This window comes from Enterobacter wuhouensis (genome assembly GCF_035835995.1).
Classification (GTDB): domain Bacteria; phylum Pseudomonadota; class Gammaproteobacteria; order Enterobacterales; family Enterobacteriaceae; genus Enterobacter; species Enterobacter wuhouensis.
On sequence record NZ_CP142124.1, the window covers coordinates 2,999,691 to 3,014,748 of the forward strand.

A 15,058-nucleotide genomic window follows, 5' to 3' on the forward strand; every position below is an offset into this window, starting at 1 on the left:
AAGCCCGGCCTCTTGGATTTTTAGTTTCGTTTCGTACATGCAAAAAAAAATAACCGACGCCTTTTATATCGTCGATTATTCATTTGTTTGCAGCGGCGGCATTTTGCCCTATTCCAGATACAAAAGGCAATAGATTGAGAAAGCCATCAATAAATTAATTTCACTAACCGGTTGATTTCCCGGCATCGACCTGAGTGTAAACAGCGGCGATAGCACTATTTGCTAAAATTTCATCACGCCACCATGCGCTGGCAAGCCCGGCGGTTTGCTCATTCCAGCCAACCCAAACCGACTCATTGCTGCTTTGTGCAAGCACCTGTTTTTCAACAAGCGCACCGCTGTCAATGAATCGCTGCGCCAGATAGCGAGGAACATACCCGCAGCCGAGCCCGCTAATTTGCAGTTCCAGTTTGGTTTTAAAATCGAAAACGGTAATGGCCTCTTGCTCATCAAGCAGTTGCGAAGAGACCGCACATTCCGGTCGGGAGCTGTCGCCGACCGCAATCGCGCGAAAGTTTTTGATTACGCGTCGGTTAATGGGTTCGGGTTCCTGAGCAAGGGGATGGTGAGGCGCAACCGCAAAAACTTGCTCCAGTACGCCCAGACGGGCAAAACCATAATCGCTCAACTGCGGCGGCTCATGCAACGCGCCGACGATGATGTCCGCCCTGCCCTGCGTTAAGGCATCCCAGGAGCCGCCCAGCACGCCGTTGATAAAGATCAGCCGGGTCACGCTGTGACGTTGGTAAAACGCTTCAATCAGCGGCGTCAGAAGGGAAAAGGGAAACGTATCATCTACGCCGATGACCAGCTCGTTTTCCCAACCCTGATGAAGCTTGATGGCCTGCTTCTCAAGTTCGCGAACGGTGTGAAGAACGTCGCGTCCTTTTTCAAGCAGCATCTGGCCCGTGCGGGTGAAACGTGCGCGATGGCCGGAACGATCGAGCAGCTGGATGTTGAGATCGCTTTCCAGCTTTTGCACCGTGTAGCTCAGCGCTGAGGGCGTTTTGTAGAGCTTCGCCGAGGCTGCTGCAAAGCTCCCCTCTTTTTCCAGCGCATCGAGAATAATAAGCACATCCAGCAGAGGTTTCATGTTCGCTCCCAATAGGTATGCGATCGTCTCCGCTGATGGCATTATTCCATAGGCATCACCAGCGGATCGGGATACTGATACTCAAATCCCAGCTCATGACAAATACGATTGCCATCAACAATTTTGCCTTTACCCTGGTCCTTCGCGTCGCTAAAGACCGGCGGAGCCAGGCCGAGCTGGCGCGCCATCAGCGGGTAAAAAGTGCTTCGCGACGGATGGGAAGGCGCACATATATTATAGATGTGCCCGCCTTTTGGAGCCTGCAAGAGTAGTTCAATTGCGCCGATGACGTCGTCAAGATGCACAAGATTGACCCCGTGTTGCCCATCCGGAGCCGATTTACCGGCAAAAAAACGTCCGGGATGTCGCCCTGGCCCCACCAGGCCCGCCAGGCGCACGATGTCGACCTGGGTACCGGGAAGATGGTGAAGCCAATCCTCCAGCTCTTTCAGTACCCGACCGCTTGCCGTGACGGGACGCCGCTCGGTAGTCTCCTTGACCGTACCCTCCGCGTCGCCGTACACCGAGGTCGAACTGGTAAAGATAATCCGCGGAATATCGTGCGCCAGCGCGCTGTCGACAATTTCCTGCATCGCCTGCAGATAAAATGACTCACCGGGACCACTGCGCCGCGCAGGTAGCGTTATCACCAGCGCATCCACATTCATTAACGCATCCAGGTCGTCTGCATCGCAGACCAGCTCAGGTTCAAGACGCAGCTCAACGCCATCGATGCCACACATGCGCGCGGCTTCAACCCCATCCGCCGTGGTTTTGCTCCCGGTCACCTGCCAGCCTTTCGCGGCCAATGACATCGCCAGCGGCATTCCCAGCCACCCTAAACCGACAATCGCGACCTTTTTCATGCCCATTCTCCTGACTCTCAATCGTCTGTATTAAGGCTACGCTAGCCCTGAGAAACACACAATTCATAGCATCAATATGAAATGAATTAATGATCAAAAAAAGCCCTTGCTTTCTGTCGTATAAGTGGTTTAGGTTAAAAGACATCAAATGCATAAGCATTCAACGAGAATTTATATGACACGCGTTCAATTTAAACACCATCATCACCATCATCCTGACTAGTCTTTCAGGCGATGTGTGCTGGAAGACGTTTGGATCTTCCAGTGGTGCATGAACGCATGAAAAAGCCCCCGGAAGATCTTCTTCCGGGGGCTTTTTTTTGAACCAAATTTAGACAGGTTAAGAGGAAAACAGAATGTTAGATAACTCACGTTTACGCATAGCTATTCAAAAATCAGGCCGTTTAAGCGACGATTCACGCGAACTGCTGGCCCGCTGCGGGATTAAAATCAACCTGCACACCCAGCGCCTGATTGCCCTGGCTGAAAATATGCCAATCGATATTCTGCGCGTACGTGATGACGATATCCCCGGCCTGGTGATGGACGGCGTGGTTGACCTTGGCATTATCGGCGAAAACGTGCTGGAAGAAGAGCTGCTGACCCGCCGTGCCCAGGGTGAAGACCCGCGCTACTTTACGCTGCGCCGTCTGGACTTCGGCGGCTGCCGCCTGTCGCTGGCAACGCCTGCCGATGAAGCCTGGGACGGCCCGGCCGCGCTGAACGGCAAACGCATCGCCACCTCTTACCCTCACCTGTTAAAGCGTTACCTTGACCAGAAAGGCGTGCAGTTTAAATCCTGCCTGCTGAACGGCTCCGTTGAAGTGGCGCCGCGCGCGGGCCTGGCGGACGCCATCTGCGATCTCGTCTCTACCGGCGCGACGCTGGAAGCGAACGGCCTGCGCGAAGTGGAAGTCATCTACCGCTCTAAAGCCTGTCTTATCCAGCGCGACGGCGAGATGGCCGATGCCAAGCAGCAGCTTATCGACAGGCTGCTGACCCGCATTCAGGGCGTGATTCAGGCGCGTGAATCTAAATACATCATGATGCACGCCCCAACCGAGCGCCTGGACGAAGTTATTGCCCTGCTGCCGGGCGCTGAACGCCCAACCATTCTTCCGCTGGCAGGCGATCAGCAGCGCGTAGCCATGCACATGGTGAGCAGCGAAACCCTGTTCTGGGAAACCATGGAAAAACTGAAGGCGCTGGGCGCAAGCTCTATTCTGGTGCTGCCAATTGAGAAGATGATGGAGTAACGGCCATGAGCTTTAACACAATCATCAACTGGAATAGCTGTACCGACGAGCAGCAAAGTGAATTACTGATGCGCCCGGCGATTTCCGCCTCAGAGAGCATCACACGCACCGTGGCTGAGATCCTCGATAACGTTAAAGCCCGCGGCGACGACGCGCTGCGCGAGTACAGCGCGAAGTTTGATAAAACCGAAGTTGGTGCGCTGCAGGTCACCGCGCAGGAGATTGCGGAGGCGGAAAGTCGTCTCGGCGACGAAATCAAACAGGCGATGGCCGTCGCGGTGAAGAACATCGACACGTTCCACACCGCGCAGAAATTGCAGCCGGTCGATGTAGAAACGCTGCCCGGCGTGCGCTGCCAGCAGGTGACGCGCCCGGTTGCCTCCGTCGGCCTTTATATCCCCGGCGGTTCTGCCCCGCTGTTCTCCACGGTTCTGATGCTCGCGACCCCGGCGCGCATCGCCGGCTGTCAGAAGGTGGTGCTCTGCTCGCCGCCGCCGATTGCCGATGAGATCCTGTATGCCGCGAAGCTGTGCGGGGTGCAGAAGGTGTTTAAGGTAGGCGGCGCGCAGGCGATTTCTGCCCTGGCCTTTGGCACCGAATCCATTCCGAAGGTCGACAAAATCTTTGGTCCGGGCAATGCGTACGTGACCGAAGCCAAGCGCCAAGTCAGCCAGCGTCTGGACGGCGCGGCTATCGATATGCCTGCCGGTCCGTCCGAAGTCCTGGTGATTGCCGACAGCGGCGCAACGCCGGACTTTGTCGCCTCTGACCTGCTCTCTCAGGCGGAGCACGGCCCGGACTCGCAGGTCATCCTGCTGACGCCGGATGCGGATATGGCAAAGCGGGTAGGCGAAGCGGTCGAGCGCCAGCTTGCCGACCTGCCGCGCGCCGAAACGGCACGCCAGGCGCTGTCCGCCAGCCGCCTGATTGTTGCGCGCGATCTCGACCAGTGTATTGCTATCTCTAACCAGTACGGCCCGGAGCACCTGATTATTCAGACCCGCAGCGCGCGCGATCTGGTCGACAGCATCACCAGCGCAGGCTCGGTGTTTCTGGGCGACTGGTCCCCGGAGTCCGCGGGCGATTATGCGTCGGGCACTAACCACGTTCTGCCGACCTATGGCTATACCTCCACCTGTTCAAGCCTCGGGCTGGCCGACTTCCAGAAGCGCATGACCGTGCAGGAGCTGTCCCGAGAAGGGTTTGCCGCACTGGCCTCCACCATCGAAACGCTGGCCGCTGCAGAACGTCTGACCGCCCACAAAAACGCCGTTACGCTGCGCGTTGCAGCCCTGAAGGAGCAAGCATGAGCATTGAAGAACTGGCCCGCGAAAATGTCCGTCGCCTGACGCCCTATCAGTCCGCGCGCCGTCTGGGCGGCAACGGTGACGTCTGGCTGAACGCCAATGAATACCCGACGGCGGTGCAGTTTGAGCTGTCGCAGCAAACGCTGAACCGCTATCCGGAATGTCAGCCAAAAGCGGTTATCGAAAATTACGCCCAGTACGCGGGCGTGAAGCCTGAGCAGGTCCTGGTCAGCCGTGGGGCAGACGAGGGTATTGAACTGCTGATCCGCGCCTTCTGCGAGCCGGGTAAAGATGCGGTGATGTACTGCCAGCCCACCTATGGGATGTACAGCGTCAGCGCGGAAACCTTCGGCGTGGCCTGCCGTAACGTATTATCGCTAGACGACTGGCAGCTGGATCTGCAGGGCATTGCCGATAACCTCGACGGCGTGAAGGTGGTGTTCGTCTGCAGCCCAAACAACCCGACCGGGCAGATTATCAACCCGCAGGATATTCGCACGCTGCTGGAGATGACGCGCGGCAAGGCGCTGGTGGTCGCGGATGAAGCCTACATTGAGTTCTGCCCGCAGGCGACGCTGGCTGGCTGGCTTGAGGAGTACCCGCACCTGGTGGTGCTGCGCACGCTGTCAAAAGCTTTCGCCCTCGCGGGCCTGCGCTGCGGCTTTACGCTGGCGAATAAAGAGGTCATCGACCTGCTGCTGAAAGTGATTGCCCCGTACCCGCTTTCCACCCCCGTTGCGGATATTGCGGCCCAGGCGCTGGCTCCTCAGGGTATCAACGCCATGCGCGAACGCGTGGCGCAGATCCTTGTAGAGCGTCAGTATCTGGTAACGGCCCTGAAAGAGATCGCCTGCGTTGAGCAAGTGTTCGACTCTGAAACTAACTACATCCTGGTGCGCTTCACCGCCTCCAGCGCCGTATTTAAATCTTTATGGGATCAGGGCATTATCTTACGTGACCAGAATAAACAACCCTCCCTGAGCGGCTGCCTGCGCATCACCGTCGGCACCCGTGCAGAGAGCCAGCGCGTTATTGACGCCCTGAAAGCGGAGAAAGTATGAGCCAGAAGTACCTTTTTATCGATCGTGACGGCACGATCATTTCGGAGCCACCAGCCGATTATCAGGTCGACCGATTCGACAAGCTGGCTTTTGAACCCGACGCGATCCCGGTGCTGCTTAAACTGCAGAACGCGGGCTTTAAGCTGGTGATGATCACCAACCAGGACGGTCTGGGTACGGATAGCTTCCCGCAGGCGGACTTCGACGGCCCGCATAACCTGATGATGCAGATCCTCACCTCGCAGGGCGTCGCGTTTGATGAAGTGCTGATCTGCCCGCACCTGCCGGCCGACGAGTGCGACTGCCGCAAACCAAAAGTGAAGCTGGTTGAGCGCTACCTTGCTGAAGAAGCGCTGGATAAAGCCAACAGCTATGTGATTGGCGATCGCGCAACCGACATCACTCTAGCCGAAAACATGGGCATCGCGGGCCTGCGCTACAGCAGCAGCGATCTCAACTGGGCGAAGATTGGCGAACAGCTGACCAAACGTGACCGCTACTCGCACGTTGAGCGCAACACCAAAGAGACGCAGATCGACGTGAAGGTCTGGCTGGACCGCGAAGGCGGGAGCAAGATCCACACCGGCGTTGGCTTCTTCGACCACATGCTGGATCAGATCGCGACCCACGGCGGCTTCAGAATGGAGATTTCAGTAAAAGGCGATCTCTACATCGACGATCACCACACCGTGGAAGACACCGGTCTGGCGCTGGGTGAAGCCCTGAAGCTGGCGCTGGGCGACAAGCGCGGCATCAACCGTTTTGGTTTTGTCCTGCCGATGGACGAATGCCTGGCGCGCTGCGCCATGGATATTTCTGGCCGTCCGCACCTGGAATATAAAGCCGATTTTACCTACCAGCGGGTGGGCGACCTCAGCACCGAAATGGTGGAGCACTTCTTCCGTTCATTGTCCTACACCATGGGCCTGACGCTGCACCTTAAAACGAAAGGCAAAAACGACCATCACCGCGTGGAAAGCCTGTTTAAAGCCTTTGGCCGCACCCTGCGCCAGGCGATCCGCGTGGAAGGCGACGCGCTGCCCTCGTCGAAAGGAGTGTTGTAATGAACGTGGTGATTCTGGATACCGGATGCGCCAACCTGAACTCCGTCAAATCGGCGATTGCCCGCCACGGCTACGAGCCGGTGGTCAGCCGTGATCCCGACGTGGTGCTGCGCGCAGATAAACTTTTCTTACCGGGCGTAGGCACGGCGCAGGCGGCGATGGATCAGATCCACGAGCGCGACCTGGTCGACCTCATTAAAGCGTGCACCCAGCCGGTGCTGGGGATTTGCTTAGGCATGCAGCTTCTGGGCCGCCGCAGCGAGGAGAGCAACGGGGTTGATCTGCTGGGCATCATTGACGAAGACGTGCCGAAAATGACCGACCACGGCCTGCCGCTGCCGCACATGGGCTGGAACCGCGTCTATCCGAAAGCGGGCAACAGGCTATTTCAGGGCATCGAAGACGGGGCGTACTTTTACTTCGTGCACAGCTACGCCATGCCGGTGAATGCCGACACGATTGCCCAGTGCAATTACGGCGAAGCGTTCACCGCGGCGGTACAGAAAGACAACTTTTACGGCGTGCAGTTTCACCCGGAACGCTCTGGCGCCGCGGGCGCGCAGCTGCTGAAAAACTTCCTGGAGATGTAATGATTATTCCCGCTTTAGATTTGATTGACGGCACGGTTGTACGTCTCCACCAGGGCGATTACGGCCAGCAGCGCGACTACGGTAACGATCCCCTGCCGCGCCTGCAGGACTACGCGGCTCAGGGAGCAGAAGTGCTGCACCTGGTCGATCTGACCGGCGCAAAAGATCCGGCCAAACGTCAGATCCCCCTGCTCAAAACGCTGGTCGCCGGGGTGAACGTTCCCGTGCAGGTTGGCGGTGGCGTGCGTACGGAAGAGGACGTCTCGGCCCTGCTTGACGCGGGCGTGGCGCGCGTGGTGGTCGGCTCAACCGCCGTGAAAGATCCTGAGACAGTTAAGGGCTGGTTCCACCGCTTTGGCGCGGATGCACTGGTGCTGGCGCTGGACGTGCGCATTGACGAACGGGGCAACAAGCAGGTTGCCGTCAGCGGCTGGCAGGAGAACTCCGGCGTGACGCTTGAAGCGCTTGTCGATATGTATCTCCCCGTCGGCCTGAAGCACGTGCTGTGCACGGATATCTCTCGCGACGGGACGCTGGCCGGTTCTAACGTTTCGCTGTACGACGAGGTCTGCGCGCGCTATCCGCAGGTGGCATTCCAGTCTTCTGGCGGAATCGGTGATATCGACGACGTGGCCGCCCTGCGCGGAACCGGCGTGCAGGGTGTCATCGTCGGGCGAGCCCTGCTGGAAGGAAAATTTACTGTGACGGAGGCGATTCAATGCTGGCAAAACGGATAATCCCCTGCCTGGACGTGCGCGACGGCCAGGTCGTCAAAGGCGTGCAGTTCCGCAACCACGAGATCATTGGCGACATCGTCCCGCTGGCAAAACGCTATGCCGATGAAGGCGCGGACGAGCTGGTCTTTTACGATATCACCGCCTCCAGCGACGGGCGTGTCGTCGACAAAAGCTGGGTGGCGCGCGTGGCGGAGGTGATCGATATTCCGTTCTGCGTGGCGGGCGGCATTAAATCCGCAGACGACGCGGCTAAAATCCTCTCCTTCGGCGCCGACAAGATTTCGATCAACTCCCCTGCCCTGGCAGACCCGGCGCTGATTACCCGTCTGGCCGATCGTTTCGGCGTACAGTGTATCGTGGTGGGTATCGACACCTGGTTTGACGAGGCAACGGGCAAGTACCACGTCAACCAGTATACCGGGGACGAAAGCCGTACCCGCGTAACGCAGTGGGAGACGCTGGACTGGGTGCAGGAAGTGCAGAAACGCGGTGCGGGTGAAATCGTGTTGAACATGATGAACCAGGACGGCGTGCGCAATGGCTACGATCTTGAACAGCTGAAAAAAGTGCGTGCCGTATGCAACGTTCCGCTGATTGCTTCTGGCGGCGCAGGCACTATGGATCACTTCCTCGACGCCTTCCGCGAGGCGAACGTGGACGGCGCGCTGGCGGCGTCCGTGTTCCACAAGCAAATTATCAACATTGGTGAGCTAAAAACGTACCTGGCAGATCGGGGCGTGGAGATAAGGGTATGTTAACAGAGCAACAACAGGCGCAGCTGGACTGGGAAAAAACTGACGGATTACTGCCGGTGGTTGTACAACATGCCGTCTCAGGCGAAGTGCTGATGCTGGGGTATATGAACCAGGACGCGCTGGCGAAAACGCTCGAGAGCGGAAAGGTGACGTTTTTCTCGCGCACTAAACAGCGCCTGTGGACCAAAGGCGAAACATCCGGGCATTTCCTGAACGTGGTCAGCATTGCGCCGGACTGCGATAACGACACCCTGCTGGTGCTGGCGGATCCAATTGGACCAACCTGCCATAAAGGGACCAGCAGCTGCTTTGGTGAAGCGAGCCACCAGTGGCTGTTCCTGTATCAGCTGGAACAGCTGCTGGCAGAGCGTAAAACCGCCGATCCGGAAAGTTCGTACACCGCGAAGCTGTACGCCAGCGGGACCAAGCGCATTGCGCAGAAGGTGGGCGAAGAAGGGGTTGAGACGGCGCTGGCCGCAACGGTACGTGACCGTGACGAGCTGACTAACGAGGCGTCTGACCTGATGTATCACCTGCTGGTGCTCCTTCAGGATCAGGAGCTGGACTTGACGGCGGTGATTGAGAATTTACGTAAGCGCCATAAATAAAAAAAAGACCGGGGAGACCCGGTCTTTTTTTGTATCTGAATCAGGCTTTTGGCTTGTAGTTTCGCAACGCATTACGACCCAACACCACACCGGACCCGATAACCCCGCCCAGCAGCACGGCCAGAATAAGCGTAATGGCTTTTTTCGGGCTGTCGCGGCGGATGGGTAAGTTCGGCTTCATCACATAACGGTAAACGTGGATGGTGTCCGGATTCACATTCAGATTCTCGATATCCAGAAGGTTTTGCTTGGTCTGGTAGTAAGCACCAGAGAACACCAGCGGGCGAGACGCTTCATTATCAATCATTGATTTCAGCGCTTCGCTACCCAAAAGGAACATGGTTTCCTGGGTCACATCCTGAGTCTGTTGGATCTGAGGAGTCGTGATTTTTGCAGCCTCGGCGTTCTTAAGCGCCTCGGTGATCTGCTTAATTCGCAGGTCTTTTTGCTCCTGAGAGACCTTCTCCTGGTTTTCCAGGGAGTCATTCAGGGTTGTGATCTGCTGTTTGATGTTGTCTTTGAGGTCGACGGTCAGCTCTTTCGCCGTTTGCTCATCGATCAGCTGGATGTATTGCGCCAGCTGCTTTTGTGCAGCTTCAGCGGATTCACCCTGGTAGGAGACGCTTAATGGCAGCGCTTGTCCCTTCACCGCTGGCTCAATTGTCAGCTTCTCTGGCACTTCCTGATTTTCAAGTGCCTGTGACAACGCAGAAAAAGAGGAGTTAAAACGTCCAATTGCGCGGGTCTGTATGTCCAGCATTGCAGGCGCCGCATTGCCATACAGGATGTTTAAGGCGTTGTTATAGGTTGCAATCTGCGCCGCGTCAGGCTGCGCGATGATCGCAGTTGAGGTCCATTTCTCTTTAGCGACGGTAATATATCCAACAGCTAGCACGATAAAAACAATAACAAAGGTAATTATCGTCCACTTCCCACGCCACAGCTGTAGCACTAGATCAAGTAAATCAATTTGCTCCGGGTCATTGCTTCGCGTGACCAGGTTATTGTTGTTTTGCGTCATACAATCCCTAACAAATGAAAAAGGGCAAAAATAATCATGTTTACATAGTGTATCTGTTGCTGCCGATTTTTCTATAAGAATCCGATGAGTTATATCGGAAAGATGGGTTATGTAAGTAGCACCCATCGCGCTATGATAGACACAATCTGGTGCGTTATGGCATCTGTAAGAACATGTGTGAATGAGGGAAGATATGAAATTTCTGGTTACGGGCGCAGCGGGATTTATCGGTGCGAATGTCAGCAAGCGGCTCCTCGATGCTGGTCATCAGGTTATCGGTATTGATAATCTCAATGACTACTATGATGTTAACCTCAAACTGGCTCGTCTGGACCTGTTGAAATCTGACAATTTCACATTCCACAAGCTTGACCTGGCAGACCGTGAAGGCATGGCGGCGCTGTTTGCGGATGAGAAATTCGATCGCGTGATTCACCTGGCCGCACAGGCTGGCGTTCGCTACTCTCTGGAAAACCCGCACGCTTACGCAGATGCCAACCTGATTGGGCATCTCAACGTTCTGGAAGGCTGTCGCCACAACAAGGTTCAGCACCTGCTTTATGCATCATCAAGCTCCGTGTACGGCCTCAATCGCAAGATGCCGTTCTCAACGGATGACTCGGTAGACCATCCGGTTTCGCTGTACGCAGCAACCAAAAAAGCCAACGAGCTGATGTCGCATACCTATTCGCATCTGTACAACCTGCCGACCACCGGCCTGCGTTTCTTTACCGTATATGGCCCCTGGGGTCGCCCGGACATGGCGCTGTTTAAATTCACCAAAGCGATGATTGAAGGGAAAAGCATCGACGTATACAACTACGGCAAGATGAAGCGCGACTTTACCTACATCGACGATATCGTTGAGGCGATTATTCGTCTCCAGGACGTGATTCCGCAGGCCAATCCTGACTGGACCGTCGAAACCGGTTCTCCGGCATCCAGCTCCGCGCCTTATCACGTGTACAACATCGGTAACAGTTCCCCTGTAGAACTGATGGATTACATTACCGCCCTGGAAGAAGCGCTGGGTAAAGAAGCCGACAAAAACATGATGCCTATTCAGCCTGGCGATGTTCTGGAAACCAGCGCGGACACTAAGCCGCTTTACGACGTGGTAGGCTTTAAACCGCAAACGACCGTCAAGGACGGGGTGAAGAAGTTTGTCGACTGGTACCGCGACTTCTACAAGGTCTAAAACAAAAAACCCGGCCTGATAGCCGGGTTTTTTATGTGCTGCAGACTGAATATCAGTCGCTGCCAAAGAGATCGCGGGTATAAACCTTATCCGCCACGTCCGCCAGCTCTTCAGCCATGCGGTTAGAGATGATCACATCCGCTTCTTTCTTGAAGGCATCCAGATCGCGAATCACACGTGAATGGAAGAACTCGTCTTCCTGCATCGCTGGCTCATAGATAATAACCTGAACGCCTTTGGCCTTAATACGCTTCATGATCCCCTGAATGGAAGAGGCGCGGAAGTTATCGGAACCGCTCTTCATGATCAGACGGTACACGCCCACGACTTTCGGATGGCGAGCGAGAATCGAATCAGAGATGAAATCCTTGCGCGTGCGGTTCGCATCAACAATCGCCGAAATCAGATTGTTTGGCACGGCCTGATAGTTTGCCAGCAGCTGTTTGGTATCTTTCGGCAGACAGTAACCGCCGTAACCGAATGACGGGTTGTTATAGTGATTGCCAATGCGCGGGTCCAGACAGACGCCTTCAATAATCTGACGCGTGTTGAGCCCCAGGCTCTCGGCGTAGCTGTCCAGTTCGTTGAAGTAAGCCACGCGCATCGCCAGATAGGTGTTGGCAAACAGCTTAATCGCCTCGGCTTCGGTAGAGTCGGTGAACAGTACCGCAATATCTTTCTTAACCGCGCCTTCCTGCAGCAGCGCAGCAAAACGCTCTGCACGCTCGGAGCGTTCACCAATCACGATACGGGACGGGTGCAGGTTATCGTATAACGCCCTGCCCTCGCGCAGAAACTCTGGCGAGAAGAAGATATTATCGATACCAAACTTCTCTTTGATGGACTGGGTGAAACCTACCGGAATGGTCGACTTGATAACCATCACCGCATTCGGGTTAATCGCGATCACGTCCTTGATCACAGCTTCAACCGTTGAGGTGTTGAAGTAGTTCGTTTTTGGGTCGTAGTCGGTCGGCGTGGCGATGATGACATAATCCGCATCGCGGTAGGCATCTTCTTTATCCGTCGTCGCGCGGAAATTCAGCGGCTTGTTTGAAAGATAATCCTGGATCTCTTTATCCACAATCGGCGATTGTTTCTGATTAAGCATATCCACTTTGGCCTGCACGATGTCCAGCGCGACCACTTCATGGTGCTGCGCAATCAGGATACCGTTTGAAAGGCCAACATAGCCTGTTCCGGAGATGGTTATTTTCATTCGTTTGGCTTCTTCAGTATGAGTTTCTGGTGACATTCAAAGGGTCACCACAATGATTAACTGGTGGTTTTTTATCGCTAATGCCAATTCACTGTCAAGGTGCACGCCGGGCTGGTGAATACGTTGACGCCACTGCGCCCGTTACCAAAACAGAGCCTTAAGTACCGGCTTTCCAGCAATAGAGGGGCACTTAACGCTTATGGGCAGCTAAAATGGTTAAACAGCGGGCTGGCTCAAATCAGACTAATCCCTTGGTAAGGTTAAGCAGATATTGACCATATCCGGTCTTTTTCAGCGGCTCTGCAAGCAGCATAAGCTGTTCCGCATCGATAAATCCTCTACGAAACGCAATCTCTTCCGGACATGAAACTTTAAGCCCCTGTCGTTCTTCAATTGTTGCGATAAAATTACTCGCCTCAATCATGCTCTGGTGTGTTCCGGTGTCCAGCCAGGCGTAGCCTCGTCTCATCATTGCGACAGACAGTCGCCCCTGCTGCATATACAGACGGTTGATATCGGTGATTTCCAGTTCGCCTCTATCCGACGGGCTCAAGCTCTTGGCCATTTCAATGACATCATTGTCATAAAAATAAAGGCCGGTTATGGCGTAATTACTTTTTGGATGCTGAGGTTTCTCCTCAAGGCCAATTGCGGTGCCTTCTTTGTCGAACTCAACAACACCATAACGTTCCGGATCGCTGACATGATAGGCGAACACGGTCGCCCCCTCTTCCTGACCGGCAGCCCCTTCAAGCAGCCGAGGCAGGTCATGTCCGTAGAAAATGTTATCGCCTAACACCAGCGCGCAGTTATCGTCACCGATAAACTCTTCGCCAAGGATAAAGGCCTGAGCAAGCCCGTCCGGGCTCGGCTGCACCTTATACTGCAGACGCAATCCCCACTGGCTGCCATCCCCCAGCAGTTGCTCAAAACGGGGCGTATCCTGTGGCGTGCTGATAATCAGGATATCCCTGATGCCGGCAAGCATTAGCGTTGATAGCGGATAATAGATCATCGGCTTATCGTAAATCGGCAACAGCTGTTTGCTTACCGCCATCGTGACCGGGTAGAGCCGGGTACCGGAGCCGCCGGCCAGAATGATACCTTTACGCTTAGTCATTACTTACGCTCCCCATAATTCTGATCGATCCAGCTTTTATAGGCGCCACTTTTAACATTAGAGACCCATTCCTGATTGTTCAAATACCATTCAACCGTTTTGCGAATGCCGCTTTCAAAGGTTTCCTGCGGTTTCCAGCCCAGCTCGGCGCTAATTTTTTGAGCGTCAATCGCGTAGCGGCGGTCGTGCCCCGGACGGTCAGTTACATAGGTAATTTGTTCCCGATAGGATATTTCCCTGGGTACGATTTCATCCAGCAGATCGCATATGGTGTAGACAACCTCGATATTTTTCTTCTCGTTGTACCCGCCAATATTATACGTTTCCCCCACGGCTCCCGTTGTCACAACGGTATACAGCGCACGCGCGTGATCTTCCACGTATAACCAGTCGCGGATCTGATCGCCCTTGCCGTAAATCGGTAGAGGTTTGCCTTCCAGCGCATTCAGAATGACGAGCGGAATAAGTTTCTCGGGGAAATGATAAGGCCCGTAGTTATTTGAACAGTTCGTCACAATCGTTGGCAGGCCATATGTGCGCGTCCATGCGCGCACTAAATGATCGCTCGACGCCTTGGATGCGGAATAAGGGCTACTTGGCGCGTAAGACGTTTTTTCCGTAAACATGGGCAACGGCCCGGCGTCGTGACGTTCATCTGGATGCGGTAAATCACCGTAGACTTCATCGGTTGAGATATGGTGAAAACGGAATGCGTTTCTTGCCGCATCATTCAGTGAAGCCCAGTAGGCACGGCTGGTCTCCAGCAGGACGTAGGTGCCAACAATATTGGTTTCGATAAACGCGGCTGGCCCGGTAATTGAACGATCGACATGGCTTTCTGCAGCGAGATGCATTACTGCATCGGGCTGGTGAGCAGCAAAAATACGCTCCATTGCATCTTTATCGCATATGTCAGCATGCTCAAAAACATAACGGTCGCTATCGCTTACCTCACGCAAGGATTCCAGGTTACCGGCATAGGTCAGTTTATCAACGTTAACAACGCTATCCCGTGTATTGCTAATAATATGTCGGATGACAGCAGAGCCGATAAAACCGGCACCACCAGTAACAAGAATTTTCACGCAATCTATTCCATTAAAAGTGAGTGGATTGGGCGGGACAAAAAAGCCCGGTATCGCTACCGGGCTTAGTGAAATGGC

Annotated in this window: 16 protein-coding genes and 1 other annotated feature; of the genes, 10 read left to right on the forward strand and 6 right to left on the reverse strand. The window is 55.0% G+C overall.

Annotation, left to right across the window (positions count from 1 at the left end; all coding sequences use genetic code 11):
- Window positions 1–163: 163 nt before the first annotated feature.
- Both VPX56_RS14440 and VPX56_RS14445 read right to left on the reverse strand, forming a co-directional pair.
- A complete protein-coding gene (locus tag VPX56_RS14440) occupies window positions 164–1,093 on the reverse strand; it encodes a LysR family transcriptional regulator (RefSeq protein WP_131635087.1) in 930 nt (309 codons plus the stop codon).
- Window positions 1,094–1,134: 41 nt separating this feature from the next.
- The gene (locus VPX56_RS14445) at window positions 1,135–1,959 is read right to left on the reverse strand and encodes an SDR family oxidoreductase (protein ID WP_326467201.1); all 825 of its coding nucleotides are present in this window, start codon (window positions 1,957–1,959) and stop codon (window positions 1,135–1,137) included.
- Between the two features lie 175 nt (window positions 1,960–2,134).
- Here VPX56_RS14445 and hisL point away from each other — a divergent pair, with 175 nt between their 5' ends.
- The 9 genes from hisL (at window position 2,135) to hisIE (ending at window position 9,337) form a co-directional block, all read left to right on the forward strand.
- Window positions 2,135–2,182 (forward strand): his operon leader peptide, encoded by a 48-nt coding sequence (gene hisL, locus VPX56_RS14450; RefSeq protein ID WP_001375657.1) that lies wholly within the window; start codon window positions 2,135–2,137, stop codon window positions 2,180–2,182.
- Window positions 2,158–2,281: a sequence feature (His leader region), on the forward strand. It overlaps the preceding gene by 25 nt.
- Window positions 2,282–2,315: 34 nt before the next feature.
- Window positions 2,316–3,215, forward strand: coding sequence for an ATP phosphoribosyltransferase (gene hisG, locus VPX56_RS14455; protein ID WP_263610217.1), 900 nt, complete (start codon window positions 2,316–2,318; stop codon window positions 3,213–3,215).
- 5 nt (window positions 3,216–3,220) lie between these two features.
- Window positions 3,221–4,525, forward strand: a complete 1,305-nt coding sequence (hisD, locus tag VPX56_RS14460; protein ID WP_326467203.1) for a histidinol dehydrogenase — start codon at window positions 3,221–3,223, stop codon at window positions 4,523–4,525.
- Window positions 4,522–5,583: a histidinol-phosphate transaminase gene (gene hisC / locus VPX56_RS14465; protein WP_326467205.1), complete on the forward strand. Its 1,062-nt coding sequence runs from the start codon at window positions 4,522–4,524 to the stop codon at window positions 5,581–5,583. The genes hisD and hisC overlap by 4 nt, the downstream gene beginning before the upstream one ends.
- On the forward strand, window positions 5,580–6,647 hold the full coding sequence (hisB, locus tag VPX56_RS14470) for a bifunctional histidinol-phosphatase/imidazoleglycerol-phosphate dehydratase HisB (RefSeq protein WP_131635081.1): 1,068 nt from the start codon (window positions 5,580–5,582) through the stop codon (window positions 6,645–6,647). Before hisC ends, hisB begins: the two co-directional genes overlap by 4 nt.
- Window positions 6,647–7,237, forward strand: a complete 591-nt coding sequence (gene hisH / locus VPX56_RS14475; RefSeq protein WP_131635080.1) for an imidazole glycerol phosphate synthase subunit HisH — start codon at window positions 6,647–6,649, stop codon at window positions 7,235–7,237. Before hisB ends, hisH begins: the two co-directional genes overlap by 1 nt.
- Complete coding sequence (hisA, locus tag VPX56_RS14480) at window positions 7,237–7,974, forward strand: 1-(5-phosphoribosyl)-5-[(5-phosphoribosylamino)methylideneamino]imidazole-4-carboxamide isomerase (RefSeq protein ID WP_326467208.1); 738 nt, start codon at window positions 7,237–7,239, stop codon at window positions 7,972–7,974. The genes hisH and hisA overlap by 1 nt, the downstream gene beginning before the upstream one ends.
- On the forward strand, window positions 7,956–8,732 hold the full coding sequence (hisF, locus tag VPX56_RS14485) for an imidazole glycerol phosphate synthase subunit HisF (RefSeq protein WP_326467210.1): 777 nt from the start codon (window positions 7,956–7,958) through the stop codon (window positions 8,730–8,732). Before hisA ends, hisF begins: the two co-directional genes overlap by 19 nt.
- Window positions 8,726–9,337, forward strand: coding sequence for a bifunctional phosphoribosyl-AMP cyclohydrolase/phosphoribosyl-ATP diphosphatase HisIE (gene hisIE, locus VPX56_RS14490; RefSeq protein ID WP_326467212.1), 612 nt, complete (start codon window positions 8,726–8,728; stop codon window positions 9,335–9,337). Before hisF ends, hisIE begins: the two co-directional genes overlap by 7 nt.
- A gap of 40 nt (window positions 9,338–9,377) precedes the next feature.
- Here hisIE and wzzB read toward each other — a convergent pair whose 3' ends face one another.
- Window positions 9,378–10,358: an LPS O-antigen chain length determinant protein WzzB gene (wzzB, locus tag VPX56_RS14495; protein ID WP_131635076.1), complete on the reverse strand. Its 981-nt coding sequence runs from the start codon at window positions 10,356–10,358 to the stop codon at window positions 9,378–9,380.
- 193 nt (window positions 10,359–10,551) lie between these two features.
- Between wzzB and VPX56_RS14500 the strand changes: the two genes are divergently transcribed.
- Window positions 10,552–11,556 (forward strand): NAD-dependent epimerase, encoded by a 1,005-nt coding sequence (locus tag VPX56_RS14500; protein WP_326467215.1) that lies wholly within the window; start codon window positions 10,552–10,554, stop codon window positions 11,554–11,556.
- Window positions 11,557–11,608: 52 nt separating this feature from the next.
- On the opposite strand, the gene ugd is transcribed toward VPX56_RS14500, so the two are convergent.
- The 3 genes from ugd to rfbB form a co-directional block, all read right to left on the reverse strand.
- Window positions 11,609–12,775, reverse strand: coding sequence for a UDP-glucose 6-dehydrogenase (ugd, locus tag VPX56_RS14505; RefSeq protein WP_131635074.1), 1,167 nt, complete (start codon window positions 12,773–12,775; stop codon window positions 11,609–11,611).
- A 238-nt stretch (window positions 12,776–13,013) separates the two neighbouring features.
- On the reverse strand, window positions 13,014–13,895 hold the full coding sequence (rfbA, locus tag VPX56_RS14510; protein WP_263610225.1) for a glucose-1-phosphate thymidylyltransferase RfbA: 882 nt from the start codon (window positions 13,893–13,895) through the stop codon (window positions 13,014–13,016).
- Entirely contained in the window at window positions 13,895–14,980 is a 1,086-nt protein-coding gene (gene rfbB, locus VPX56_RS14515; RefSeq protein ID WP_326467219.1) for a dTDP-glucose 4,6-dehydratase, read from the reverse strand. The genes rfbA and rfbB overlap by 1 nt, the downstream gene beginning before the upstream one ends.
- Between the last annotated feature and the right edge of the window lie 78 nt (window positions 14,981–15,058).